22 protein-coding genes are annotated in these 25,951 nt (G+C 74.1%); 6 read left to right on the forward strand and 16 right to left on the reverse strand.

Annotated elements, in window-relative coordinates:
* Positions 1-104: 104 nt before the first annotated feature.
* From ABTY15_RS20930 to ABTY15_RS20940, 3 genes are all read right to left on the reverse strand, one after another.
* Positions 105-2,606, reverse strand: a complete 2,502-nt coding sequence (locus tag ABTY15_RS20930) for an FtsX-like permease family protein (RefSeq protein WP_350594653.1) — start codon at positions 2,604-2,606, stop codon at positions 105-107.
* Positions 2,600-3,376, reverse strand: a complete 777-nt coding sequence (locus tag ABTY15_RS20935) for an ABC transporter ATP-binding protein (RefSeq protein ID WP_350594664.1) — start codon at positions 3,374-3,376, stop codon at positions 2,600-2,602. The genes ABTY15_RS20930 and ABTY15_RS20935 overlap by 7 nt, the downstream gene beginning before the upstream one ends.
* 734 nt (positions 3,377-4,110) lie before the next feature.
* Positions 4,111-5,046, reverse strand: a complete 936-nt coding sequence (locus ABTY15_RS20940) for a patatin-like phospholipase family protein (RefSeq protein WP_350594670.1) — start codon at positions 5,044-5,046, stop codon at positions 4,111-4,113.
* Between the two features lie 80 nt (positions 5,047-5,126).
* Here ABTY15_RS20940 and ABTY15_RS20945 point away from each other — a divergent pair, with 80 nt between their 5' ends.
* Positions 5,127-5,726 carry a TetR/AcrR family transcriptional regulator gene (locus ABTY15_RS20945; protein WP_350594679.1) on the forward strand — a complete coding sequence of 200 codons (600 nt, stop codon included), beginning with the start codon at positions 5,127-5,129 and terminating at the stop codon, positions 5,724-5,726.
* 23 nt (positions 5,727-5,749) lie between these two features.
* Here ABTY15_RS20945 and ABTY15_RS20950 read toward each other — a convergent pair whose 3' ends face one another.
* Positions 5,750-6,517 (reverse strand): GntR family transcriptional regulator, encoded by a 768-nt coding sequence (locus ABTY15_RS20950; protein WP_350594692.1) that lies wholly within the window; start codon positions 6,515-6,517, stop codon positions 5,750-5,752.
* Positions 6,518-6,711: 194 nt separating this feature from the next.
* On the opposite strand from ABTY15_RS20950, the gene ABTY15_RS20955 reads away from it, so the two are divergent.
* Positions 6,712-8,280: an alkaline phosphatase family protein gene (locus tag ABTY15_RS20955; RefSeq protein ID WP_350594702.1), complete on the forward strand. Its 1,569-nt coding sequence runs from the start codon at positions 6,712-6,714 to the stop codon at positions 8,278-8,280.
* A gap of 279 nt (positions 8,281-8,559) precedes the next feature.
* Here ABTY15_RS20955 and ABTY15_RS20960 read toward each other — a convergent pair whose 3' ends face one another.
* Positions 8,560-9,630, reverse strand: a complete 1,071-nt coding sequence (locus ABTY15_RS20960) for a phosphotransferase family protein (RefSeq protein ID WP_350594710.1) — start codon at positions 9,628-9,630, stop codon at positions 8,560-8,562.
* A 98-nt stretch (positions 9,631-9,728) separates the two neighbouring features.
* On the opposite strand from ABTY15_RS20960, the gene ABTY15_RS20965 reads away from it, so the two are divergent.
* Both ABTY15_RS20965 and ABTY15_RS20970 read left to right on the forward strand, forming a co-directional pair.
* A complete protein-coding gene (locus ABTY15_RS20965) occupies positions 9,729-10,139 on the forward strand; it encodes a hypothetical protein (protein WP_350594715.1) in 411 nt (136 codons plus the stop codon).
* 99 nt (positions 10,140-10,238) lie between these two features.
* On the forward strand, positions 10,239-11,210 hold the full coding sequence (locus ABTY15_RS20970; protein ID WP_350594722.1) for a phosphotransferase family protein: 972 nt from the start codon (positions 10,239-10,241) through the stop codon (positions 11,208-11,210).
* A gap of 198 nt (positions 11,211-11,408) precedes the next feature.
* Here ABTY15_RS20970 and ABTY15_RS20975 read toward each other — a convergent pair whose 3' ends face one another.
* From ABTY15_RS20975 to ABTY15_RS20990, 4 genes are all read right to left on the reverse strand, one after another.
* Complete coding sequence (locus tag ABTY15_RS20975; RefSeq protein ID WP_350594728.1) at positions 11,409-12,692, reverse strand: sugar ABC transporter permease; 1,284 nt, start codon at positions 12,690-12,692, stop codon at positions 11,409-11,411.
* Positions 12,689-13,474, reverse strand: coding sequence for an ATP-binding cassette domain-containing protein (locus ABTY15_RS20980; RefSeq protein ID WP_350594740.1), 786 nt, complete (start codon positions 13,472-13,474; stop codon positions 12,689-12,691). The genes ABTY15_RS20975 and ABTY15_RS20980 overlap by 4 nt, the downstream gene beginning before the upstream one ends.
* A 214-nt stretch (positions 13,475-13,688) precedes the next feature.
* Positions 13,689-14,780 carry a sugar ABC transporter substrate-binding protein gene (locus ABTY15_RS20985; protein ID WP_350594749.1) on the reverse strand — a complete coding sequence of 364 codons (1,092 nt, stop codon included), beginning with the start codon at positions 14,778-14,780 and terminating at the stop codon, positions 13,689-13,691.
* 352 nt (positions 14,781-15,132) lie between these two features.
* Positions 15,133-16,116: an AraC family transcriptional regulator gene (locus ABTY15_RS20990; RefSeq protein WP_350594757.1), complete on the reverse strand. Its 984-nt coding sequence runs from the start codon at positions 16,114-16,116 to the stop codon at positions 15,133-15,135.
* Positions 16,117-16,327: 211 nt separating this feature from the next.
* Between ABTY15_RS20990 and ABTY15_RS20995 the strand changes: the two genes are divergently transcribed.
* Positions 16,328-17,251 (forward strand): MBL fold metallo-hydrolase, encoded by a 924-nt coding sequence (locus ABTY15_RS20995; protein WP_350594763.1) that lies wholly within the window; start codon positions 16,328-16,330, stop codon positions 17,249-17,251.
* A gap of 76 nt (positions 17,252-17,327) precedes the next feature.
* Here the strand turns inward: ABTY15_RS20995 and ABTY15_RS21000 are convergent, their stop codons facing one another.
* The 7 genes from ABTY15_RS21000 to ABTY15_RS21030 form a co-directional block, all read right to left on the reverse strand.
* The gene (locus ABTY15_RS21000; RefSeq protein ID WP_350594768.1) at positions 17,328-17,693 is read right to left on the reverse strand and encodes a hypothetical protein; all 366 of its coding nucleotides are present in this window, start codon (positions 17,691-17,693) and stop codon (positions 17,328-17,330) included.
* Between the two features lie 186 nt (positions 17,694-17,879).
* Entirely contained in the window at positions 17,880-18,791 is a 912-nt protein-coding gene (ypfJ, locus tag ABTY15_RS21005) for a KPN_02809 family neutral zinc metallopeptidase (protein ID WP_350594773.1), read from the reverse strand.
* Between the two features lie 250 nt (positions 18,792-19,041).
* Positions 19,042-21,186 (reverse strand): elongation factor G, encoded by a 2,145-nt coding sequence (locus ABTY15_RS21010; RefSeq protein ID WP_350594779.1) that lies wholly within the window; start codon positions 21,184-21,186, stop codon positions 19,042-19,044.
* 375 nt (positions 21,187-21,561) lie between these two features.
* The gene (locus tag ABTY15_RS21015) at positions 21,562-21,840 is read right to left on the reverse strand and encodes a hypothetical protein (RefSeq protein WP_350594785.1); all 279 of its coding nucleotides are present in this window, start codon (positions 21,838-21,840) and stop codon (positions 21,562-21,564) included.
* Between the two features lie 533 nt (positions 21,841-22,373).
* A complete protein-coding gene (locus tag ABTY15_RS21020) occupies positions 22,374-22,913 on the reverse strand; it encodes a hypothetical protein (RefSeq protein ID WP_350594792.1) in 540 nt (179 codons plus the stop codon).
* Between the two features lie 217 nt (positions 22,914-23,130).
* The gene (locus ABTY15_RS21025) at positions 23,131-23,613 is read right to left on the reverse strand and encodes a hypothetical protein (protein WP_350594798.1); all 483 of its coding nucleotides are present in this window, start codon (positions 23,611-23,613) and stop codon (positions 23,131-23,133) included.
* A 727-nt stretch (positions 23,614-24,340) separates the two neighbouring features.
* Entirely contained in the window at positions 24,341-25,282 is a 942-nt protein-coding gene (locus tag ABTY15_RS21030) for a DMT family transporter (RefSeq protein WP_350594806.1), read from the reverse strand.
* A gap of 48 nt (positions 25,283-25,330) precedes the next feature.
* Between ABTY15_RS21030 and ABTY15_RS21035 the strand changes: the two genes are divergently transcribed.
* Complete coding sequence (locus tag ABTY15_RS21035) at positions 25,331-25,948, forward strand: MarR family winged helix-turn-helix transcriptional regulator (RefSeq protein ID WP_350594817.1); 618 nt, start codon at positions 25,331-25,333, stop codon at positions 25,946-25,948.
* Positions 25,949-25,951: the final 3 nt, after the last annotated feature.

Below are 25,951 nucleotides of genomic sequence, written 5' to 3' on the forward strand. Positions count from 1 at the left end.
GTCCGCTCGACCCTGCCGACGTCGGCCTGCGTCCTCCTCACCGTCCTGAACGCGGCCCTCGTCCGCAACTCCCGCCACAGGCCCACGCGGTGGCCGCAGCCCCGCTACTCGCGGGTGCCTGCGGCCTCGACCGCCCGGCGGCGGGTCGCACGGTCGGTCGCGGCCCACGCGGTGGCCGCGGTGACGAAGGCGCACAATACGACGGTCTCCGCGATCCGCGTCCACGGGACCACCATCGGCGCGCCGGCCACGAGGCGGCCCAGTGAGGCGTGCTGGGTCAGGGCGGCCAGCGCGGTCGCCACGGCGGCGAGCACGGTGGCGACGACCACCGCCACCGCCGACTCGGCGGCGGCCACCTTCACGATCTGGCCGCGCACCGCGCCGGCGAGGGTGAGCAGGGCGAACTCCCGCCGCCGCCCGGCCATCGCCATGATCAGGGTGTTGGCGACCGCGATCAGCGCGTAGGCCAGTGCGATCCCCAGGATGACCACCGCGGCGTTGTCGGTCTGCTGCGCGGCCTTGGCGCGTTCGGCCGCGAGCTGGGCGTCGTAGGTCACCAGGTGTGCGCCGGAGCCGGCCAGTGCCCGCTGCACGGCGGCCGTCTGCTGCGCGTCGAGCGGCGTGCCCGCGCCCGTGGCGGAGTCGAGGTAGACCCGGCCGGGCGTCAGCGCGCCGGTCAGCGCCGAGGACAGGTAGGTGTCGTCGCCGTTGAGGCCGTGTGCGATGACCGCCGCGATGACGGTCGGGACCTTTTCGCCGGTCGGCAGCAGGGTGACCACCCGGTCTCCGGCCGCCAGGCCGTCGGACTGGGCCGCGTGCTCGTCGATGACCAGGAAGTTCCCGGGCGGCGAGGCGAGCGAGCCGGAGACCACCGGCGGTGTGACGACGGTGCCCAGGGCCGCCGCCGGCACCGCCTTCGTGCTCAGCGAGTCGATCTGGTCGCCGGCGGTGGTGCCGATGCGGATGTTCAGCGAGGTGACCGGGGTGACCCGGATCCCGGGCACGGCCGCCAGGCGGGCGAGCGTCAGCCCGTCGATCCCCGGCCCGCCGCCGGCCCCCTGGCCGCCGCCGGGCACGACCACGTCCGCCGCGTGGATCTCCTGCTGCTGACGGGCGAGCAGCGCGGCGTCGCCGGACTCCTGCATCGTCAGCAGGGCGGCGACCAGCCCGACGGCCACCACGATCGGCGTCACCGTGGCGGCGGTGCGACGCCGGGAGGTGAGGATGTTCTCCCGCACCAGCAGCGGCCCGGCCTTGGCGGATCTACGCAGCGGCCTGGTCAGCAGGTGGGTGACCGGGCGCAGCAGGACGGGGGCGAGCAGGGTGAGCGCGCCGACGTACAGGAGCGGGACCGCCTGGTACTTGCGGGCGCTGGCCGCGAGGTGGGGCTCGGTGCGGGCGACGAAGATTCCGGTGGCGACGGCGCCGGCCAGCATCGCGGCGCCGAGCAGCCAGCGGACCGGTGTCATGGGGCGGCGTTCCAGCGCGCTCTCGCGCAGTGCCTCGATCGGGCGGATCAGCGAGACGCGGACCAGGGTGGCGGCCGAGCCGGCCAGGGCGGCGGTGACGCCGATGGCGAAGGAGAGCAGCAGCGGCAGGACGGTGGAGGGGAGGGTGAGGGGGATGGTGAACCAGGGCGGGGCCACCTGGTGGTCGAGCATCCAGGTGTGCAGCGGCAGGGTGGCGGGCGGTGCGAGCAGGCAGCCGGCGGCGGCCGCGGCCACTCCGATCAGCAGGGCCTCGCCGAGCACCATGCGCCGCAGTTGCCGGGGGGATGCGCCGACCAGGCGCAGCAGGGCCAGTTCGCGGCGGCGTTGTTCGGTGGCGAAGGCGAAGGTCGCGATGACGACGAACACCGCGACGCATGCGGCGAGTCCGGTGGTGCTGCCGGCCATGGCCTGGGCGTTGGCCAGGGCCTGGGCGCCGCCGGTGGGGTCGGGGTCGATGCGGGTGAGGTCGTCGCCGGTGAGGAGTACGGTGCGGCCGTCGGCGGGTGCGGGTGGCTGGTGCGGTGCGGGGCGGTCGGTGACGAGTGCGTTGACGCCGGGTGACAGGCGCTGGGCTTCGGCGGGGGTGAAGAAGACCGCGTTCTCGAACCAGCGCGTGTCGGTGACGCCGACGACCCGGTAGTGGGCGGTGCCGTCGTTGGTGGTGACGTCGCTCTGGTGTCCGATCAGTTCCTCGGGGGCGCCGGCGAGGGCGATCTCGTCGGTGGCCTGGGGTGCGTGGCCGGCCAGCAGGCGGTAGCCGGCGTAGGCGGCGGAGGTCCAGGGGTGGCCGGTCAGGTCCCCCGGGCGGGAGGTGAGTCGGACGGGGAAGCTGCGGTCGGGGGTGGCGTGTCCGGTGGCGCTCGCCTGGGCGACGACGTCGGGCGGCAGGACGGCGGGGGCCTTCATCGGCTGCCCGTCGAAGCCCTGCGGTGCGAGGACGGCCTGGGTCTCCTTGACCTCCTTGAACCGTTGCGGGCCCGGGTGCGGCGTGCCGAAGGTGGCCGCGAGGGTCAGGGTCATCATGCCGATCATCGCGGTGCCGAGTGTGAGGGCGAGGAAGGCGCCGGCGAAGCCGGTCAGGCGGTGGCGCAGGGTGGCTGCGGCGATCTTCAGCACGGCTGCGCGCCGTTCGTGGCGGCGCCGTTCGCGGCCGCCCTGCTCTCTTGCCCGGCGGGTTCCAGGGCGGTCAGCCGCAGGGCCACGGCCTCGGCGGTCGGTTCGGCCAGGTCGCCGACCACCCGGCCGTCGGCGAGGAACACCGCCCGCTGCGCGTAGGAGGCGGCCACCGGGTCGTGCGTCACCATGATCACTGTCTGGCCGTGCTGCTCGACGACGTCGCGCAGCAGCGCCAGGACCTCGCGCGCGGTGCGCGAGTCCAGTGCGCCGGTCGGCTCGTCCGCAAAGACCACCTTGGGCCTGGTCACCAGTGCGCGGGCGATGGCGACCCGCTGCTGCTGGCCGCCGGACAGTTCGGCGGGCCGGTGCCCGCCGCGCTCGGCGAGGCCGACCTCGGCCAGCCCGCGGTCGATCGCCGCCGCGTCGATCGCGCGCCCGGACAGGCGCAGCGGCAGCTCCACGTTCTGGCGGGCGGTCAGGGCCGGGATCAGGTTGAAGGACTGGAAGACGAAGCCCATCTGCTCGCGGCGCAGCTCGGTCAGGGCGCGTTCGGAGAGTTGGTGCAGCGGCGTGCCGTCGAGCAGGACCTGCCCGGCGTCGACGCGGTCCAGGCCCGCCGCGCACTGCAGCAGCGTCGACTTGCCCGAGCCCGAGGGGCCCATGACGGCGGTGAAGGTGCCGGCGCGGAAGGACAGGTCGACCCCGTCCAGCGCGGTGACCCGGCGGTCGTGCCGTCCGTACGCCTTGTGCACGCCGGTGAGGCTGACCATCTCCCCCTCCCCCGTGCCCGCCGTGCCGACGCCTGACGCTGCTGTCCTGATCCGGAACACTCTCTCGCCTTCTCCACGGGAACCCGGTCGGGAGGGATCGCCCACCCGCCGCGCCGACACTACGGCCCCCAGCAGCCCCACCACCTCCGGACTGTCCCTGATCCCAACCCGGAGGCACCCCTGACCCAAGCACCCACCCGCAGCCGCCCGCCCCGCCTCCGCACCCCCGGAGCAGGAAGTCGGCCCCGCCGACTTCCCGCTCCCGCGCCCCGACCCCCAGGGCAGGAGCACCGCCCGTAACAAAGGCCGGCGGCGGGGAGGTTGCGGGCACTGGAGTGGGAAGTCGGACCCGCCGACCTCCCGCACCCGGCCATCCCCCGGTCAGCCGGGGGGAGGCGGCCGGCGGAACAGGAAGTCGAACCCGTCGACTTCCCACTCCCCCGCCCCGACCTCCCAGGGCAGGAGCGCCGCCCGCAACAAAGGCCGGCGGCAGGGAGGTTGCGGGCACTGGAGTGGGAAGTCGGACCTGTCGACTTCCCACTCCCACCACGCCCCGTGGCGGCGAAGGGGCGGGCGGGCAAGGCCCCGTGGCGGCGAAGGGGCGGGAAGGACGTACGGGGAAGGAAGCTGCCAGTGGAGTGGGAAGTCGAGCCCGCCGACTTCCCACTCCCGCCGCGCGCCACCGCCCGCCACAAGGACGAGCGGGAGGGAGGGTGCGGGTGCCGGGGTGGGGGTCAGGGCCAGGTGGGGTGGAGGTGGGGGGCGGTGTGGGTGGCTTGGCGGTGGCCGGCGAGGTAGGCGGTGGGCCAGGTGGTGGGGTCGTGGGGTGGGGCGTCGAGGGCGGTGATGGAGGCGGGGTCGGGGGTGACGGCGATCGTGATGGGGGCGCCGGTGGCGGCGAGTTGGCGGTCGAGTTCCTCGCGGGGGAAGCGGTGGGCCAGGGGGGCGATGACGACGAGGGTGCGGGCGCCGGTGGCGAGGTCGGCGTTGACGCCGGCGCGCAGGGCGCCGTCGAGGTAGTGGTGGCCGTCGACGGCGACGGGCGGTTCCACGCCGGGGAAGGCGCTGCTGGCGGCGACGGCGTGGACGAGGGGGACGCCGCTGGTGCGGTCCCAGACGGCGGGTTCGCCGGTCTCGGCCTGGACGGCGGTGAGCAGCAGGCGGCGCCGGGGCCAGGTGTCGGCGCCGATCAGGGCGCGGCGGTGGGCGAGCAGGGTCTGCTGGGCCTCGTGGGTGCGCGGGTCGTGGGGGTCGGCGGCGTCCAGGGCGAGGCGGCCGACGCGGCGTCGGGCCTCCTGCGGGGTCAGGGTGCGGTCACCCAGGACGGCGTGGACGGCGCCGGTGAGCGCCGGGTCGGGCCTGCGGGGCGCGGTCGCGCGAGTCGGCCCGGCGGGAAGGGCGTCGGCGGGAAGGGGGTCGGCGAGGCGGCGGGGGTCCTGGCCGGTGGCGAGGAGGGCGCCGACGATGGCGCCGCCGGAGGTGCCGACGATCAGGTCGGCGTCGGCGAGGTCGATGCCGGCCTCGCGCAGGCCGGCCACCAGGCCTGCGGTCCACGCGGTGCCGGCGTAGCCGCCGGGGCCGAGGACGAGTGCGCGGCCGGTCGACGGCAGTGCAGTGGCCGGCAGTGCGGTGGCCTGCGGTTCGGTGGCCCGCGGTTCGGTGCTGGTCATGGTGTGCCCCCCTTTGTTGAAACAGGTGTGTCATATACTGGCACAGCCTCAGATCCGCGCCACCGAAGGGACGATGCGCCATGGGACGGCCGCCGGATGCCGGACGGCGCGAGCGCACGCTCGCCCGGGCGACCGACTACGTGCTGGCGCACGGCCTGGCCGGGCTGAGCCTCCGACCGCTGGCCGCGGCCCTCGACACCAGCCCGCGGATGCTGCTCTACGACTTCGGCAGCAAGCAGGAGCTGGTGGCCGCCGTCCTCGCCGAGGCCCGGCGCCGGGGCGCGGCACGGCTGGCCTGCGGACCGGCGTCGCCGGTGTCGCGGCCGGCCTCGCAGGCGGCCTCACCGGCGCAGCGGCTGCGCGGGATCTGGGTGTGGATGAGCGCGCCGGAGCGGGCCCCGTTCGTGCGGCTGTTCTTCGAGGTGCACGCCGATCTGCTGGCGCATCCGGAGAACTATCCGGACCAGGCCGGGGCGGTCACGGACTGGTTCGAGACGCTGGGTGCCTTGTTCGCCGACGTGACGACGGGCCCGGACGACACCGCCACCCCGACGCTGGTGATGGCCGTCGTGCGGGGTCTGCTGTTCGACCTGACCACCACCGGGGACCGGGAGCGCATCGGGGCGGCCCTGGAGCGGTTCGCCGAACTCCTCAGCAACTCAAGCACCTCAGGCGCCTGAAGCGTCTGAAGCACCGGGGCCGGCTACTCGGCGGTGGGGGCGTGCAGGTCGAGCGTGAAGCTGAAGCGGTCGCCGCGGTAGAGGGTGCGGACCTGTTCGAGGGGGCGGCCGGCGGCGTCGCGGGAGCGGCGGTGCAGCAGCAGCATCGGCAGGGCGGGCGGGGTGCCGATGAGCAGGGCCTCGCGGGGGGTGGCGAGGACGGTCTCGATGCGTTCCTCGGCGCCGCCGAGGTGGACGCCGCGCTCGCGCAGGTAGCCGCAGAAGGAGCCTTCGGGGTCGAAGTCGCGCTCCAGGTCGGGGACGCGGGCGACGGGGACGTAGGTGGATTCGAGGCCGACGCGTTCCTCGTCGGCGCGCAGGACGCGTTCCAGGTGCCAGAGGGGCCGGCCCTGGTCGATGCCGAGGCGTTCGGCGAGGACGGCGTCGGCGGGCAGCCGGTCGAGGGCGATGAGGGTGCGGCCGGGGCGCAGGCCCTGGCGGGTGACGCCTTCGGTGTAGCTGGCGAGGGCGAGCGGCTGCTCGATCTTGGGCCCGGCGACGACGGTGCCGCGGCCCCGGCGGCGCAGGCGTCCTTCGAGGAGGAGTTCGCGCAGGGCCTGGCGCAGGGTGGCCCGGGCGACGCCGTGGCGTTCGGCGAGTTCGGCTTCGGTGGGAAGCCGCCCGCCGGGTCCCAACTCGGTGATGAGGTCTTCGAGTTGGGCTTTGACCAGGTAGTACTTGGGCACCCGGCCGTGTTCGGGGACGCCGGAGCGGGCGGGGGCGAGGTGGGCCCGGGGGGTGCCGTGGTTCACCGGTGCACCCTATCGAGCGGGACCGCGGACCGGCCGAAGGTCACGGATTGATAACCGGTCTGGACTGAATTTCGGCAGTTGTTCATACAACCGTGGATTCGGGGAGAGCCTGGCCTCGCCCGCCGCGCGGATCCTCCTGTGCGGTGCCACCGCACCGCACCGCCTCCTTCCTCACCCCCCCTCTGGGAGCCCCCGTGCGCTTCTCCCGCTCGCTGCGGACCGCCGTCGCCACCGCCGCCGTCACCGCGGTCCTGCTGCCCGTCCAGGCCGTCACCGCCCCCACCGCCGATGCGGCCGGTACGACCGGTACGGCCGGCTCGGCCGGTGCGGCCAGTGCCGCCGGCGGCCCGTACAAGGGCCTGCCGGACGGCGTCAAGCAGGCCAAGACCCTGGTCATCGGCATCGACGGCACCCGCTACGACAAGCTGCTGACCGCGGACGCCCCGCACCTCAAGGCGCTGATGGCCGCCGGCATGACCGCCACCAGCAACCTGTACGCCAACCCGATGGCGCCCACCCTGTCCGGCCCCGGCTGGTCGACCATCGCCACCGGAGTGTGGCCCGACAAGCACCTGGTGAAGGACAACACCTTCGCCGGCGCCCGCTTCGACCAGTACCCGGACTTCGCCACCCGCCTGGAGAACGCCGACCCCGCCACCTCCACGCTGGTCCTCGGCTCCTGGAACCCGATCACCGCCAACGTCTTCAACGGCACGGCGGACGTGCGCACCGCCGAGAACGAGGACGACGCCAAGACCGCCGCCGACGCCGCCGACTACCTCGCCCACGGCAACCCGGACGCGACGTTCCTGCACTTCGACGAGGTCGACGAGGCCGGTCACAGCTTCGGCGGCGCCAGCACCCAGTACGCGGCCGCCATCCACGGCGTCGACGCGCTGGTCGGCCAGGTCGTGCAGGCCGTCACCTCCCGCCCCACCTACGGCTCGGAGGACTGGCTGATCCTCGTCACCACCGACCACGGCCACACCGACGCCGGCGGCCACGGCGGCAACAGCGCCGCCGAGCGGCAGACCTTCCTGATCGCCGACGGCACCGGCCACACCCCCGGCTCGCGGCGCTACGACGTCAAGGCGGTCGACCTCGCCCCCACCGTCCTCAAGCACGAGGGCGCCGCCGTCGACCCCGCCTGGCACCTCGACGGCCGGCCGATCGACGAGATCGTCCCGGACGCCTTCGACGCGCTGCGCCCCGCCCTGCAGACCCGCGTCGACGAGAGCGGCATCGGCGCGAGCGTCAAGGGCTTCACGCACACCCCGCCGGCCGGCTGGAGCATCGACAACTCCCGGATGCCCAGCGGCGGCGTGAGCGAGTGGCGCGGCTGGGCGTTCGCCACCGACGAGTTCTGGACCGCCACCCAGCTCGGCCAGTCCCGCGAGACCAACGTGCGCGCCCGCAACGTCTTCGCGGTCGCCGACTCCGACGAGTGGGACGACAAGGCGCACGGCGCCGGCCAGTTCGACTCCACCCTGATCAGCCCCGCCTACCCGGTCGCCGGCCTGAGCCGCGCCACGCTGTCCTTCGCGACGAACTACAAGGTGGACGGCCCGCAGACCGGCGACGTGTACGTGGTGTTCGACTCCGGCACCCCGCAGCTCGTCAAGTCCTACCGCGCGGACGTCAACACCGTCGAGCAGCTGCCGGTCACCGTGCCCGCCGGCGCCACCACCGCACGCCTCCAGTTCCGCTACACCGGCACCAACAGCGCGTTCTGGACGGTCGACCAGGTCACCTTCGGCGCCTGACCCGCGCCTGACCCACCGGGTGGAGTGGAAAGTCGGGGCGGCCGACTTCCCACTCCACCTCGGGCCGTGGCCGGGGGTGAGGGGCCAGGTGAGGTGGAGGGGAGGTCGGCAGCTCGGTCAGGGTCAGGAGGCCAGACGGGTGGAGGTGGGGGCGGTGTGCGGCGCGTCAGGGCAGCAGCAGGGCGGGCCGGCGGGCGAGCACCACGATGCGCACAACACCACGCCCGCCAGTGCCGGTTGGCGAACGGCGGGCCGACCCGTCGACCCGGCCGGCGCGCGTCAGGGGCGCCGCCGGGGCGGGGGCCGTAGGGCGGGCCAGTGGGTGAGCATCGCGGTGCGCATGGTGGTGGCGAGCTCGCCCAGGGCGGGGCCGGGTTCGCCGGTGGTGCGGGCGGTGGTGGCGACGGCGGCCAGGCGGTGGGCGAGGCGTTGGCGGGCCGTCACCGTGCCCCAGGTCCAGTCCCGGGCCGGGACGGCGGCCAGGTGGTCGGTGCCGTCGCGCAGGGCCCGTTCCACCAGGGCGTCGCCGCGCAGCAGCCAGCCGGCGCAGGCGTCGCCGAGGCCCTGCGCGGGCAGGTCGGTGCCGGTGGCGGCGCGCCAGGCCTCCCGGTAGGCCGTCTCGGCCCGGGCGAGCAGGGCGGGGGCGGGGGCGGTGACGCACCAGCAGGTGGGGAAGCCGATGCGCAGGTAGGCGAGTTCGACCAGGGGGCTGCCGAGCGAGGCCTGCTCGAAGTCGATGAACCGCACGCCGCCCGCGGTGTGCAGGTCGTTGCCGGGGCAGGGGTCGCCGTGCAGCAGGGCCCGGCCCGGGGCGTGGGCCAGGCGTTCCAGCAGGGCGTCGAGTTCGGCGTCGACGGCGGCGGGCACCGGGACGCCGAGGGCGCGGGCCAGGGCGAGGAAGGAGTCGGCGTCGCGGCGCTTCGGCGGGGACCAGACGGGCAGGGCACGCACCTCGGGCCGCCCGTCGACCGAGCCCTCGACCGAGCCGTCGGCGGTGGCGGCGTGCAGGCGGGCCAGCGCGGTCGCGTAGTGCACGGTCCAGTCCTCGGCGGGCGGGCGGTGCTCCAAGTGCTCGAGGACCAGTAGGCGTTCGTCGGCGTCGGTGTCCAGCAGCCTGGGCACGACGGGCGGGTCGAGGCGGGAGGCGAGGGTGAGGGCGGCGACCTCGCGGGCGTAGCGGTCGGCCGCGTCGGGGCCGTCGACGAGCTGCTTGATCACGACGGGCGCACCGGACAGCTGCGACCGCCACACCCGCGAGCGCGGGCTGCTGGGGATCCGGTGCGAACGGCACGGGGTACCGAGGCGCTCCCGCAGCCCCGGCCCGAACAACGGTGGCTCCACGGGGCTCATCCTGCCATGACGACAACTGGATTGACGGTGCATCAGTGTCTTCCGATGTGCGGTAGGTGGCCGGGCGGGCGTGGGTGGCGATGCGGGAGGATGGGCGGATGACGGTGTGGGTGGCGTGGGCGGTCGACGTGGTGTGCGCGCTCGTCCTGGCGGGGGTGGTGGTGGGCGCGGTGGCGTGGGCGTGGCTGGCCGAGGGGATGCGCGGCTGGGCCGCGCAGGGCCGGCCGGCGCCCGTACGGCGGGGGCCGGACCGGCTGAAGGCGGCGTTCGTGGGCGGCGCGGCGCTGTCCGCCGCGGCGACGGCCGGGTTCTGGTGGGCGGGCCTGCCGGTGACTGCGGTGACGCAGGGCCTGCTCGCGGTTCCGCTGGGGGTGCTCGCCGTCGACGGCCTCGGGTACGAGGCCCGGCGCGCCCTCGCCGTCCGGTGCGCGGTCCGGCGTTCCGCCCGCGCCCGTGCCCGCACCGACCGATCCCGCGCGGACCGCGCCGACCGCGGGGCGCGGCACTGAGGCCGCCGCCCGGTACGCCCGGGCCGGGCCACGCCGCCGCGCCTGAGGTGGCGTCAAATCCGTTCGCCCGGGCGGTGGGCAGGCTTCTACCATGCGGCCGTGACCACACCTCCCGACTCCCCCGCCCTGACCCTGGCGACCGCTGCCGCCCTGCTGCGGGCGGCGCACCCGGACGCCGAAGTGATGGACGTACTGCCGCGCAGCGGTGGGCAGTTGAGCGCGGTGTACGAGGTGCGGTGCGCCGATCCCGCGCACGCGGCGGTGGTGAAGGTGTACGCCGAGCAGTGGCGGTGGAAGCAGGCCAAGGAGGTCTACGTGCACGGCCTGCTGGCGGGCGTGGACGGCTGGCCGGGGCCGGCGGTGCTGCACCACACGGGCGACGGCGGCCCGGGCGGGCGGGCGGCGACCGTGCTGGGCCTGCTGCCGGGTGTGCCGCTGTCCGAGGCCTCGCCCGCGCCCGGCCCGGACCGGACCCGGGCGCTGTACCGCAGCGTGGGCGCGGCGCTGGCCACGGCGCACCGGCTGCGGCTGGACGGCTTCGGCTACGTGACCACCCGGGTGCTGGACCCGGTGCCCGACAACGGCACCTACATGCGCCGCCAGTTCGCCCGCAAGCTGGCCGAGTTCGCGGAGCTGGGCGGCGAGGCGTCACTGGGCCGGGCGCTCGGCGCGTTCGTGGCGCGCCGCGGGGCGCTGCTGGACCACGGCCGGGCGCCGGTGCTGTGCCACAACGACCTGCACGAGGGCAATGTGCTGGTGGTGCGGGGGTCGCGGGGCTGGCGGGTGAGCGGGGTGGTGGACGTGGAGAACGCGGTGGCCGCGGACCCGGTGCTGGACCTCGCCAAGACCGACTACTACGCGGTGCGCGGCGACGCGCTCAAACGCGAGGCGCTGCTGGCCGGTTACGGGCCGCTGCCGGTCGCCGCCGGGGAGCTGGAGGACCTGCTCGCGCTCTACCGGCTGTACCACGCGCTGGAGTTGTGGGACTGGTTCGCCTCCACCGGTGAGCGCGCCCCGCTGCCGGGCATCGCCGCCGACCTCGCCGAACTGGCCGAAGGCGGCACGGCGTAACGACACCGGGATGTGAACGGCACCAGGATGTGAACGGCACCGGGACGTGAACGGCACCGGGACGTGAACGGCACCGGCCCGCCCCCGCCGGGTGGCGGGGACGGGCCGGGGTGCCTCAGAGCCGGGGGGTCTGAGGGCCGTGCGGGCCCGGGGGCCGCACGGGGTTCAGGTGCGCGCACCATCAGGCACGCGCAGGCCTCAGGTGCGGGCCGCGGAGGCGCGGGTGCGGCGGGAGACGGAGTCCAGGACGACGGCGGCCAGCAGCACCGCGCCGGTGATCATGTACTGGATGGCCTGGGCGGCGTGGACCATGTCGAGTCCGGTGGTGATGGACTGGATGACCAGGATGCCCAGCAGCGCCGACCAGGTCTTGCCGCGTCCGCCGAACAGGCTGGTGCCGCCGATGACGGCCGCGGCGATCGCGCACATCAGGACGTTGCCGCCGCCGAGCTGCTTGTCGGCCGAGCCCTGCTGGGAGGCGATGAACAGGCCGCCGAGCGCGGCCAGGGTCGCGGAGATCATGTAGACGGAGATCCGGACCCAGGCGACGTTGATGCCGGCGCGCCGGGCGGCCTCGACGCCGCCGCCGACCGCGAACACCTGGCGCCCGTAGGGGGTGCGGCGCAGGACGAAGTCGGTGAGGACGACGACGCCGAGCAGGACGACCAGGGGCAGGGGCAGGCCGCGGTCCTGGTTGAGGGCGTAGGCCAGCGGCAGGGCGAGGACGGCCAGGGCGCCGGTGCGCAGGGCGATGTCGCCGGTGGCGCGGGCGGTGAGGCCGGCGGCGCGGCGGCGCTGGGCGGTGCGCAGTTGGGCGGCGAGGTAGAGGGCGGGGGCGAGGATCGCGAGGGCCCAGGCGTAGATGATGTCGCCGTCGCCGAGGAAGGCGGTGTCGAGGGTGGCGATGAGGCCGTCGTGGCGGTTGTTGACGGTGCCGAGGTGGCCGAGGACGTAGTCCTGCAGACCGCTCCAGGCGAGCATGCCGGCGAGGGTGACGATGAGGGCGGGCACGCCGATGCGGGCGAAGAAGAAGCCGTGCAGGGCGCCCATGGCGCAGGCGGCGGCGAGGGCGGCGGCGACGGCGAGCCATTCGTTGACGCCCTGGCGTGCGGCGAGGACGGAGGCGATGGCGGCGCTGGTGCCGGCGACGGAGCCGAGGGAGAGGTCGATCTCGCCGAGGAGGAGGACGAAGACGACGCCCACCGCGATCAGGCCGGGGCCGGCGATGTAGCGGGCGATGTTGGTGAGGTTGTCGGCCTGGAGGAAGTGGCCGGTGACGGACTGGAAGATGACGGCGATCAGGACGAGGCCGACGACGACGGGCAGGGAGCCGAGTTCGCCGGCGGCCAGGCGGCGGCGGGCGGTGTCCAGGTAGCCGGCGATGCCGGCGGCCTGGGTGTGCAGGCGGGGGTCGACGGCCGGCGGCGCGGGCACGGGGGCCTGGGCGGGGGTGGCGTCGGCGGGGGTGGTGGGAGTGGTCATGCGGCGTCCTCCTCCTCGGCGAGGCGGGCCTGGCGGCGGGTCACGGCGTTGTCGGTGGCGCCGGTGATGGCGGAGACGATCTGTTCCTGGGTGGCTTCGGCGACGGGGAAGACGCCGTTGTTGCGGCCCAGGCGCAGCACGGCGACGGTGTCGGCGACGGCGCGCACGTCGGCCATGTTGTGGCTGATGAGGATGACGCCGAGGCCGCGCTGGCGCAGGCGTTCGACGAGGTCGAGGACCTGGGCGGTCTGTTCGACGCCGAGGGCGGCGGTGGGCTCGTCGAGGATGACGACGGCCGGGTCGCCGACCAGGGCGCGGGCGATGGCGACGACCTGGCGCTGGCCTCCGGAGAGGGCGGCGACGGGGGTGCGCACGTCGGGGATGCGGATGGCGAGGGTGTCGAGGAGTTCGCGGGCCTTCTGTTCCATGGCGACCTCGTCGAGGAGGCCGCTGCGGCGCTTCTCGTGGCCGAGGAACAGGTTGGCGATGACGTCGAGGTTGTCGCACAGGGCGAGGTCCTGGTAGACGGTCGCGATGCCGAGGGCCGTGGCGTCCTGGGGACGGGTCAGGCGCACCGGGTTGCCGTGCCAGGTGATGACGCCCTCGTCGACGGGGTGGACGCCCGCGATGGTCTTGACGAGGGTGGACTTGCCGGCGCCGTTGTCGCCGACGAGGGCGACGACCTCGCCCGCGTGGACGGTGAGGTCGACGTCGGTGAGGGCTTGGACGGCACCGAAGCGCTTGGAGACCGAGCGCAGCTGGAGGACGGGCGCGCCTGTCACATGAACCTTCTTCTAGGGGTGGGGTGCGTGGGGTCTTTCGACCGTGGTGCCGGCCGGTGCGCGGGCCCGGCGGCCCCGGGCCCGGCGACGTGGGCCCGGCGACGTGGGCCCGGCGACGTGGGCCCGGCGGCGTGGGCCCGGCGGCGTGGGCCGCGTGGGCCCGGCGGCGGGCTGCTCGGAGCCGGTGGCGGCGTGAGGCCGGCGGTGGCGCGGGCTACTTGAGGCCGGCGGTGGCGCAGGCGGCGGCGTAGTCGGCGGTGCAGATGTCGGCGACCTTGTAGAGGCCGTCGGCGACGACGGTGGCGGCGATGTTGTCCTTGGTGACGACCTTGGCGTCCAGGAGCTTGGCCGGGATGCCCTTGTCGGTGGCGCTGTCGGCGCTGGCGGTGGCGACGGTCTTGACGTCCTTGCCCTGGAGGAGGTCGACGGCCAGTTCGGCGGCGTTGTCGGCCAGCGGGCGGTAGGCCTTGTAGATGGTGTAGGCCTGGTCGCCGGTGACGAGGCGCTGGACGGCGTCGAGGCCGGCGTCCTGGCCGCCGACGGGGACCTTGATGCCGGCGCCCTGGAGCTGGGTGATGATGGCGCCGGCCATGCCGTCGTTGGCGGAGTAGACGCCCTGGAAGCCGGTCTTGCCGAACTGGGTGACGGCGGCGCCGATCTTCTGGCCGGCGACGGTGGGCTTCCACTCACCGGACTGCTCGTAGACGATCTTCTTGACCTTGCCGTCGAGGACCTTGTGCGCGCCGGCCTTGAACTGGGCGGCGTTGGGGTCGGCCTCGTCGCCGTTGATCATGACGATGTTGGCGTCGGCGGACTGCGCGCCGAGGGCGTCCAGCAGGGCCTGGCCCTGGAGTTCGCCGACCTTCTCGTTGTCGAAGGAGACGTAGGCGGCGACCGGGCCGGTGGCCAGGCGGTCGTAGGCGACGACCTTGACGCCCTTGGCGGCGGCCTCCTGGACCCAGCCCTGGGTGGACTTGGCGTCGTAGGCGTCGAGCACGATCACCTTCACGCCCTGGGCGATGAGGGTGTCGAACTGCTGCTTCTGCTTGGCGGCGCTGCCCTCGGCGTTGTTGTAGAGGACCTTGCAGTCCGCGCACAGGGCCTTGACCTTGGCCTCGATGAAGGGCTTGTCGAACGACTCGTAACGGGTGGACGAGGCGTTCTCGGGCAGCAGCAGACCGATCGACTTGCCGTCGCCGCCGGCGGCGGAGTCCTTGTCGCCGCCGGCCTTGCCGCAGGCGGCCATGGACAGGGCGAGCGAGATGCCGGTGGCGGCGATGACGGCGCGGCGCAGCGTTGCGTTCATAAGGGGGTGCCTCCCAGAGGTCGCCGCGACTCTGCGGCGGGGTGTGGGGAGTTAAACCTGCACGCGCACATGTCGTCAATAAGTAAAACCAAGAGGGACGAGATCTGGCTCAGTTCGTTATCTTTGTGAACGCTTGCTGGAGATCGAAACCTGGAGGAACCTACAAACGCGAGGGTGGTGGCAGGTGACAGCGGGGGCTGGTGGGGGTCGGTGGGGGCACCGTTCAAGAAGTGATCCACATGACGGCATGTCAGGTTTGCGTCAGGTGGTGCGACAGCACGGCGCTTCGAGCACGTAGCGAACGCGGGCGGCCCGACTGCGCGGTGCGGGAGATACGCGCGATACGCGCGGTTCAGGCCGCGGCGCGGGCGGCGCGGTAGCGGCCGGGGGTGGTGCCGAACTCGCGGGCGAAGGCGTGCGAGAGCGCGTACGGGCTGGCGTAGCCGACCCGGCGGGCGACCGTCTCCAGCGGGTCGGCGCTCTCGCGCAGCAGGGCGGCCGCCCTCGTCATCCGCCACCAGGTGAGGTAGGCCATCGGGGGGCGGCCGGCGAGGGCGGTGAAGCGGCGGGTGAGGGTGGCGCGGGAGACACCGGCCTGCTCGGCCAGCGCGCCCGCGGTCCAGGCCCGGGCCGGGTCCTCGTGCACGGCGGCCAGCGCGGCCGCCACCACCGGGTCCGCCAGCGCCGCGCCCCAGCCGTCGGCGCCGCGGCGGGTGGTCCAGGCCCGCACCAGGTAGACCAGCAGCAGGTCGATCAGCCCGGGCACGGCCAGTGCGCCGCCGGGTCGCTCGCCGGCCAGTTCGGCGCCCAACAGGCCGACGGCGGCGGCCAGTTCGGGGTGTTCACCGGAGCGGGTGGGCAGGTGGACGAGGGCGGGCAGCTCACGCATCAGCGGGTGGCCGCGGCGGTGGTCCAGGCGGTACTTGCCGCACAGCAGCTCCGCCGCCCCCTCCACCGCGCCCTCCGCCTGCCCCGCCGTCCCACCCACCGGCCGGACGGGGGCCCGCCCGGGCGCCAGGAGGGTGTCCAGCTCGGGCAGCAGCGCGACCTGACGTGCCGTCAGCGGCTCGCCGGCCAGGGCGTGTCCGGCGCCGTGCGGCAGCAGCACCGCGTCCCCCGGCTCCAGCCGCACCGGCTCGCCGCCGCCCTTGCCACCACCCCCGCCGCCGCTCTTGCCGTCGTCGAGCATCAGCCAGCAGGAGCCGGCGAGCACCACGTGGAAGCCCGCGCCCGCGTAGGCGGGCAGCCGCGCGCCCCAGCGTCCGGCCACCCGCAGCCGGTTGGAGGAGGGCCGCCCGCTGCGTACGGCGGCGATCGCGTCGCTGACCACGTCCATCCGGCCATCGTAAAGCGCCCCCCGACCCCGACCCCGCCCGCTGTGAGCCGTACGCGTATCGCGGTGAGCCGTCGGCGCATTGAACGGCTCACGCCGCGTTCCTAGGCTCGGTGACACGCCGGAGCCGGGGAACGCACGGACCGGACGAAACGAAGCAAACGTCATGAATCGAACGAAACAGGACGGAACGGGGGCAGGGGCCGTGGACACGATGGACAGGATCGTGCTGGGGGACGTGGAGCTCACGCGGGTGGTGGAGTGGCAGGGGGCGTTCGGGCCGGCCTCGGCGATCGTGCCGGGCGTCGACGAGCAGGGCTGGCAGCAGGCCCGGCCGTGGCTGGCACCCGACCACCTCGACCCGGTCACCGGGGACTACCTCGCCGCCCTGCAGACCTGGGTGGTGCGCAGCGGCGGGCGGACGATCCTGGTGGACACCGGGGTGGGCAACGGGCGGGAACGGCCGGTGACCCCGCTGTTCCACCGGCGCGAGGGGCAGTTCCTGGAGCTCCTGGCGGCCGCGGGGGTGCGGCCCGAGGACGTGGACGTGGTGGTCAACACCCATCTGCACGCCGACCACGTCGGGTGGAACACCCGGGATCAGGACGGGAGTTGGGTGCCGACGTTCCCGAATGCGGTGTACTACCTGCCGGCCGCGGACCGGGCGTTCTTCGACCCGGCGGCCGGGCACCCGGCGCGGGCGGCGGCCCGGGCGGGCGGCGGGGCGGCGGCGGCGATGTGGGCGCAGTGGGACCAGATGTTCGCCGACAGTGTGGCGCCGGTGGTGGCGTCGGGGCAGGCGGTGGAGTGGGAGGGGTCGCTGCGTCTGGACGGGGCGCTGGAGCTGGAGGCGGCGCCCGGGCACACGCCGGGTTCGTCCGTGCTGCGGGTCCACTCGCGCGGGGAGCGGGCGGTGTTCGTGGGTGATCTGCTGCACTCGCCGGTGCAGTTGGCGCACCCGTCGTGCAGCAGCTGCTTCTGCACGGATCCGGCGCAGGCGGCGGCCAGCCGGCTGCGGGTGCTCCAGCGGGCGGTGGCGGAGCGGGAGTTGGTGGTGCCGGCGCACTTCGCGGGGGCGGGGGCGGTGCGGGTGCGCAGCGAGGGGCCGGGTTTCGCGGTCACCGCCTGGGGCGCCTGAGGTCGTGTGGTTGCCCGCCGCCCCCCGCGCGGCGGGCAACCGTGGCTGTGACGGTTGTGGCGGTTGTGACGGTTCGTCAGGGGCGGTCGAGGGTGATGGAGTTGATCGGCCCCAGGTCGTACCAGACGCCGTGCTGGGCGGCGATGTCGTAGACGCAGTCCGCGCCGCCGGAGCCGCGGCACAGGTGGGCGTGGGCGCCGCCGGACTGGTTGTTGAGGACCCAGTGGTTGCCGTACTGGTTGCTCAGGTTGTGGGCGCCGTAGCTCCAGTAGACGGCGCTGGGGCTGGCCGCCGGGTCCTGGTTCTGCGGGTAGACGCAGACGGCGCCGTAGGGGCAGTTCGCCCAGGAGCCGTCGGCGGCGCCGGCGCTGCCGGCGGTCAGGGTGGTCAGGGCGGCGGCCGCGAGGGCGAGGGCGGCGGCGACGTGGGTGATCCTGCGCATGGGGTTCGTCTCCCTTGGCCAGCACGTACGGCTGGTGTGTCAGCGGGCCCGGCACGGGGGTGCGGGTCGGTGCTCAGCAGCCTAGGAACGCGGTGGCGGCGGCGGTCCCTGACATCTGACAGGGTCCCGCCGCCGGGCCGGGCCTTCCCCCTTGCCCCTCACGCCTCAGGCCTCACCCCGCTGGCCTCATGGCTTGGCGAAGGTGTCGCACTGGGCGAGGTCGCCGGTGCGGTAGCCGGTGGTGAACCAGCTCTTGCGTTGCTCGGAGGAGCCGTGGGTCCAGCTGTCGGGGTTGACCTTCCCGGTGGCCTGCTGCTGGATGCGGTCGTCGCCGACGGCGGCGGCCGCGTCCAGGCCCTGGGCGATGTCCTGGTCGGTGAGGGAGGCGATCAGCGGGCGGCCGGTGGAGGGCTGCGGGGTGGTGGTGGCGTGGTGCGCCCAGACCCCGGCGTAGCAGTCGGCCTGGAGTTCGAGCTTCACGGAGGCGCTGTTGGCGCCCTGGCGGTCGGAGCCGACCTTCTGCATGGTGCCGGTGAGGTTCTGGATGTGGTGGCCGTACTCGTGGGCGAGGACGTAGGACTCGGCGAAGGGGCCGCCCTTGGCGCCGAAGCGGCTGGACAGCTCGTTGTAGAACCCGAGGTCGAGGTAGGCCTTCTGGTCCGCGGGGCAGTAGAAGGGGCCGACGGCGGAGGTCGCGGCGCCGCAGGCGGTGGAGACCTGGCCGGTGAACAGGACGGTCTCGGCGTTGCGGTAGGCGGTCCTGGTGCGTTTGGGCAGTTCGGTGCGCCAGAAGTCCTGGAGGCTGTTGGTGACCGCCACGATCCGGCAGTCCTGGCGCTTGTTGGCGTCCGCGCCGCTCTTGCAGGCCTGCTGGACGTCGCCGGCGGGGCGGGCGCCGGTGCCGGCGCCCTTGCCGGCGGAGCTGCCGGAGCTGCCGGAGGACAGGCCCAGCAGGGCCGGGTCGACGCCGAGGAGGACGGCGAACAGCACCGCGACCAGGCCCACCGCGCCGCCGCCGATGGCGACCTTCCCGCCGGGGATCCCGCGCCGGTCGTCCACCTGAGAGGTGTCGAGGTCGCCCTCGTCGTCGAACTGCATGCCCCTGACCCGTCCCTGTTCCGCTTTCCGAATGCCGTTTGTCCGCTTTTGTGGGCACTGGTGATGGTCTGTGCTCGTGGCGGCCCGGCCCAGCCTACGGGCTGCGGATGACGTCCGGGTGCCCGCGGTTCAGGTCCGGGCCGGGCCCACCACCGGGTGCGGCACGCTCGTGCGGCCGCTGCGGCTTTGGGGGTGCCCGGGTGCCCGGGTGCCCGCCCCCGCCGGGCGGGCGGGGGCGGGCGGGGGCGGGTCAGGCCGTCGGGGCCGGGGCGTAGCCGGCGGGGCGGGTGGTGAAGGTGCCGCGGCCCTGGGTGCGCGAGCGCAGGCGGGTCGCGTAGCCGAAGAGTTCGGCCAGCGGCACGAGTGCGGTGACCTGGGCGGTGGCGGCGCCGGTGCGGGCGTCGCTGGTGGTGGCCTGGACGTGGCCGCGGCGGGCGGCGAGGTCGCCGAGGACGGTGCCCAGCGCGTCCTCGGGGACGGTGACCGTCACCTGTGCCAGGGGTTCCAGCAGTTGCAGCCGTCCCGCGCGCAGCGCCTCGCGCAGGCCCAGGCGGGCGGCGGTGCGGAAGGCGAGCTCGGAGGAGTCCTTGACGTGGGTGGCGCCGTCGGTGAGGGTGACGCGCACGCCGGTGACGGGGTGGCCGCCGAGCGGGCCCTCGGTGAGGGCGTCGCGGCAGCCGGCCTCGACGGCCTGCACGTACTCGCGCGGGACGCGTCCGCCGGTGACGGTGGAGGTGAACACGAAGCCCCCTTCGGTGCCGGTGTCGTCGTCGGATCGGTCGCCGCCCTCGGGGCCGTCCTCGGGGCCGTGGTCGGAGCCGTCCTCGGGGCCGTCCAGGGGCTGGACGTCGAGGACGAGGTGGGCGAACTGGCCGGCGCCGCCGTCCTGTTTGGCGTGCCGGTAGACGAAGCCGGACACGCCTTCGACCAGGCTCTCGCGCAGGGCGACCTGCGGGCGGCCGACGACGGCGTCGATGCCGTGCTCGCGGCGGATCTTCTCCACCGCGACCTCCAGGTGCAGTTCGCCCAGGCCCGACAGGGTGCGCTGGCCGGTCTCGGGGTCGGTGGCGACCCGTAGCGACGGGTCCTCCTCGGCGAGGCGGGCGAGCGCGGCGGCCAGCTTGTCGGTGTCGGTGGTGCGGCGGGCCTCGATGGCGACGGTGACGACGGGTTCGGCGCTGACCGGGGCCTCCAGCAGGATCGGGGCGCCGGGTGCGCACAGGGTGGCGCCGACGCGGGCGGCCTTGAGGCCGATCACGGCGACGATGTCCCCGGCCAGGGCGTGGTCGCTCTCGCTGTGGCGGTCGGCCATCACGCGCAGGATGCGGGAGACGCGTTCGGTGCGGCCGGTGGTGGTGTCGAGCACGGTGTCCCCCTTTCGCAGGGTGCCGGCGTAGACGCGCAGGTAGGTGAGGCGTCCGGTGGTGGCGGCGTTCACCTTGAACGCCAGGGCGGTGAAGGGCTGGTCGGGGTCGGCGGCGCGCTGCTCGCCGGTGCCGTCGGCCGCTCGGACGGGCGGGACGTCGAGCGGGGAGGGCAGGTAGGCGACGGCGGCGTCCAGGAGCGGTTCGATGCCGCGGTTGCGGTAGGCCGAGCCGCACAGCACCACCACCGCCTCGCCGCTGCGGGTCAGCTCCCGCAGGGCGGCGGCGAGGGTGGCGGCGGTGAGGCCGCCGGTCGAACAGAACTCCTCCAGGGCGCCGGGGTGCAGTTCGGCGACCGCCTCCTCCAGCGCGCGGCGCCGGCGCCCGGCCTCCTCGGCGAGGCGCTCGGGCACCGGGCCCTCGTGCAGGCCGTCGTCGTCCCAGGTCAGGGCGCGCAGGGTGAGCAGGTCGACGACGCCGGTGAAGGTGTCCTCGGCGCCGATCGGCAGCTGCACGGCCAGCGGGTGCGGGTGCAGTCGCTCGCGGATGGAGGCGACGGCCTGGTCCAGGTCGGCGCCCGCGCGGTCCAGCTTGTTGACGAAGGCGATCCTGGGCACGCCGTGCCGTTCGGCCTGCCTCCACACCGACTCGCTCTGCGGCTCGACGCCGGCGACCGCGTCGAACACCGCCACCGCGCCGTCCAGCACGCGCAGCGAACGCTCGACCTCGTCGGCGAAGTCGACGTGGCCGGGGGTGTCGATCAGGTTGATCCGGTGCCCGTCCCAGGCGCAGCTGACGGCGGCGGCGAAGATGGTGATGCCGCGGTCGCGTTCCTGCGGGTCGAAGTCGGTGACGGTGGTGCCGTCGTGGACCTCGCCGCGCTTGTGGGTGGTGCCGGTGAGGTAGAGGACCCGCTCGGTGACGGTGGTCTTCCCGGCGTCGACGTGGGCGAGGATGCCGAGGTTGCGGACGGCGGCGATGGCGGTCGCGGTGGTCGTGGCGGTGGTGCTGGTGGTGGTGTCGGTGCGCATGGCCCGGTGCCTTTCGGAAGGTGTTCCGCAGGTTCGAAGGGGGGCGCGCGATTTGGCCGACGACACGTCGGATGGCCGTGGTTCGTACGGGAACCCGCCCTGTGACGACAGGGCATTTCCGAGCTCAGACGGTCGTCGCACTCCTCCGGTGCCGGCCGCGCAGCGGGCACCGGGAGGACGGGGACACCAGGATCACCTCGTACCGCGACGCGGGAGAGACGGCGGCAACGGCGGCGCACTGCTTCGGCACGGCCGGTCCCTTCCTCTCACACGTCGTCACGGGGGCACGCCGGGGCCCTGGGGGCGGCGGCGCGCGTCTGCGTTGGCGAGTGTAGGGAGACGGAGGCGGGCGCGGCACCTGCTTTTCCGCGCCGCTCAGCACTGCACGGCGTCGCCCTTGTCCAGGTTGAGCGCCAGATGCTCCTCCACCGGCTGGTCGTCGCGCCGGACGGCCACCCGGTACTCGCCCTGGAGGCTGCGCGGGATGACGACCGTGTAGACGGTGCGCAGCACGCCGCCGACGTAGGCCGAGTACGCCGCCCGGACCGGGAAGTCCCGCCCCTGGCAGGAGAGATGGTCGACCGTCTCGCCGCTGGCCATCAGCATCACACCCCACGCCGAGTTGCCGTGGTCGTTGAACAGCCCTGCCCCCATGAAGATCCCGACCCCGGGGGTAGGCCTCGCGGTGATCTCCGTGTGCGTGTAGCACCCGCTGGCCACAACGGTTTCCGTGGCAACACAGATCTCACCGGCCTTCTCGGCCCGCCAGATCAGCTCCGGCCCGTAGCCGCCGTCGTATTCGACCAGCGTGAACTCCTCACCTGCCGGCGCCGTTCCGTTCTCCTTGGCCGTCCGCAGGATCAGCCGCTTCGCGTCCTACGGGAACTCCGGCCGCGAAGTGGCCCCGACTATAGGCTCCTTGGCCGCTGTCGCCGTCGGCACGTCCGGCGCGACGGCGCCGCGCTCCCCGGCCGTCGCCCCGCTGCACGCGCAGACCCCGAACACCAGGCCCGCAAGAACCGTCCGCAGCCGCACCGAGAAACCCCTCACGCGGCCCACCCCCCCATCCAACGCCGCTCCCCCATCGCGATGGTGACACACGACCACCAACGACGGATCGTCAACCACGTGTCCGGCAACGGGCATCCGGGAAAGGATCGCCCCAAGCACGGAAACTGACCGACTTGTCAATCAATGCGCAACTTGGGATTTACCGTGCAGAAGTAGACACGGTTGCCCTGCTTCTCAAAATAGAAGCTCCCCGAGTACTGGCTCCGCGTCACTTCACGGTCGAATGAATCGCTGTGAAGCCAGGCCTTGGTGCTCCCGATCTCGGTGGCGATCACGTTCGGGACATCGCACGCAATGCTCTCCTCGTGCCACTCCCCAGTCGCGGTGATCGTCGCCATCACGCCCGATTCAATCCAGGCGATCCCATCCAACGCCACATCGGTTGGTCCGGGAACATCCAGCCTGGGATTCGTCTCCGCAGCCCCTCCCAGGGCCTGGCCAACCCACCTCGCAGCCGACAACTCGCCCAGCTGCGGGAAGCGGCGCTTCAGCGGCTCGACGTCCTGGCGCACCTCGGCCGCTCGCGTCGATGCGGCGGTCGGCCGTGCGGTCGATTGACTCGAAGTGCAGGCCGAGACGCATACGACCGCGACGACGATCGAAGCAAAAATCGCGAGACGCGACCGATCCGAACCCCTCCATGCCATGTCGTCCACGAGCTCATCACCCCAGCTCTTCCCTTGTGCAGATCCAGCACCGCCCACCCGGACCGGGTCGACGGCCGCCCTACCGGCACCGCTCTGTCCCTCGCGACGCAGTCGTCAGAAGCGGCCGAAGAAGCAATACCACCAGCTGGGCCGCCGGACATGCCCAAGCAGCCGGCTCGGCCCGTGTCGCATTCCCCCTCCCCCGTCGTCTCCCGTTCCCTCCTCGTCAGACCTGCGCCTCCAGGAGGCGGTCGGCGAGGTAGTCGGCGCGGGCCCCCTCGTCCCGGGCGCTGAAGAGGTAGCGGATCCAGGCCTGCTGCTCGTGGCCGACGACCCCGAGCTCCCACACGCAGTAGGTGCCCTTGCGGACGCCGGGGAAGTCCATGCGCGTGAACCCCTCGCCGGTGCCGGGGTCGGAGTAGACCGTCTCCCACAGCTCGTTCTCGTTGCGCCAGGTCATCACCAGCAGCAGGTAGGCGTCGTGGACGCGGTGCAGGATCACGAAGCCGAGTTCCCCGTCTGCCTCCAGCGCACCCGCCCCGGCCTCGGCGCGCACGAACGCCCGGGCCTTCTCCCGCACCCCGTCCCCGATCCCCACCTCGGGCCGGTGCAGGTCGTACCACTTCAGCCCCGCCCCGGGGACGTCCAGCCCCTCCCCGGCGACGATCAGCTTCCGGACGTGCCGGTACGACGGGTCAACGCTTCCCATGACGGCTCCACTCCCCGAGTCACTCCACTCCCATGCCGCCCGTCAACGCCCCACCCCCGCCCCACGTTCCCCACCAGCCCCCGGCCGCCTCCCGCGCGCGCACGGCCGGCGGACTACTGCCGGACGAACGGCTCCTGACCAGCGTCCACGCCGGTCATCGTCAGCCACTCCCCGTCCTGCCACTTGGAGTACTGGAAATACCTCTCGCACCTCAGCTCACCATCGGCGGAGGCCAGTTGGGCGACCGGCACACGGCAGGCAGCAGGGTCACCTCCCAACGGTGTCCCTCCTCCCGGGCCGGGAGGAGGGACACCGCGCGTCAGGGCCGCTCCGGCTTCCTCTGGGGTGCAGATCTCGCCGGTCTTCTCAGCCTGCCAGATCAACTCGGGTCCGTAGCCCCCGTCGCACTCGACCAACGAGAACTCACCACGAACCGGCAACCTTCCACTTTCCTTGGCCATCCGAATGACCTCCCGCTTGGCATCCTCGGGGAACGCCGGCCGCGAAGTGGCCCCGGCGCCGGCCTCCTTGGCCGCTGTCGCCGTCGGCACGTCCGGCGCAGCGGCCCCGTGCTCCCCGGCCGTCGCCCCGCTGCACGCGCAGGCCCCGAACACCAGGCCCGCAAGAACCGTCCGCCGCCGCACCGAGAAACCCCCTCACGCGCCCCCCATCGATGCCGCTCCCCCATCGCGATGGTGACACACGACTTCCACTGTCCGATGGACCGTCAACTACGTGTCCGGCAACGGGAATCCGGCTCGGGTGCCGGGGCCCGAGTGGGGGCGGGCGCAGGGGGGCGGGGGCGGGCGAGGAGGACGCCGGTCAGGACCAGGGACAGGCCGCACAGTTGGCGCGCTCCCAGGGCGTCGCCGGCCAGGGTGGCGCCCAGCAGGACGCCGGCGAGGGGGTTGAGCAGGCCGAGCAGGCCGACGGTGCCGGCGGGCAGGTGGCGCAGGCCCGCGAACCAGAGGGCGAAGGCGAGGGCGGTGGCCACCAGGGCGGTGTAGCCGAAGGCCAGGGCGGTGGGGGCATCCAGGGGCGGGGGCGGGCCTTCGACGGCGGCGGCCGCCGGCAGCAGGAGGACGCCGCCGAAGGTCAGCTGCCAGGAGGTGGCGGCGAGCGGGTCGGCGCCCTCGCGCCAGCGGGCGGCCAGCACGTAGCCGACGCAGGAGACCAGCATCGCGGCCGCCGACGCCGCCAGCCCCGCCGCCCCGACCGCACCGGCGCCGGTGCCGGTGCCGGTGCCCGCCGCGCCTCCGGTGCCGAGCAGGGTCAGCGCCACCCCGGCCAGGCCCACCGCCGCGCCCACCAGGTGGGCGCGGCGCGGGCGTTGGCCGGCCAGCGCCCAGGCGGTGAGCAGCATGGTCAGCGGGGAGGCGGCCATGACGGTGGCAGCCGCGCTGGTGGGCAGGAGCTGGGAGGCGAGGTAGAGCAGGACGAAGAAGACGGCGGTGTTGAGGAGTCCGAGCAGCGCGCTGCGCCACCACCAGACGCCGCGGGGGCGGCGGCGGGCCAGCGCGAGCAGGAGCAGGCCCGCGGGCAGGGCGCGCAGTGCGGCGCCCCACAGGGGGCGGTCGGCGGGCAGGTAGGCGTGGGTGACGTAGTAGTTGGCGCCCCAGGCGAGCGGGGCGAGGGCGGTGAGCAGCACCCACCGCACATTGGCTTCCATGGAAGACAATATAGCTTCCCGGGAAGCTATCGGGGTAGGGTGGCGGGCATGGAGCCCCGCCCGAACACCTCCGGCCACAACGACCCCTTCGGCCACGACGACCTCTCCGGCCCCGGCGCCCCCTGCGACCACGTGGCGCAGATCCAGGCCGAGTGGCGGCGCGAACGCCCCGACCTCGACGTCTCCCCGCAAGCCGTGATCGGGCGCCTGCACCGCCTGGCCGCCCGCCTGACCGGCGAGCTCACCCTGGTCTACGCCCGCTACGGCCTGGGCGAGGGCGAGTTCGACGTGCTGGCCGCGCTGCGCCGTGCCGGCGAGCCGTTCGAGCGGGCGCCCGGCGAACTGGCCGCCCACACCATGGTCACCACCGGCGCGATGACCAAGCGGATCGACCGGCTGGAGCGCGCGGGGCTGGTCACCCGCCGCCCGGCCGTGGACGACCGGCGCGGGCGCGTCGTCGCCCTCACCGACGCCGGCCGGCACCTGATCGACGAGGCGTTCACCGCCCACATGCGCAACGAGCACCGCCTGCTCTCCCTCCTGAGCCCCGAGGAGGCCGCCGCCCTGCAGTCCCTCCTCGCCACCTGGCAGCACCGCCTCGACGGCACCGCAGCGGCGCCCGCTCCTGCGTCCGCGCCCCTGTCCGCGCCGGGGGCGGGCGCCTAGCAT

It is taken from the genome of Kitasatospora sp. NPDC097643 (assembly GCF_040302625.1).
In the GTDB taxonomy this organism is placed as follows: Bacteria; Actinomycetota; Actinomycetes; order Streptomycetales; family Streptomycetaceae; genus Kitasatospora.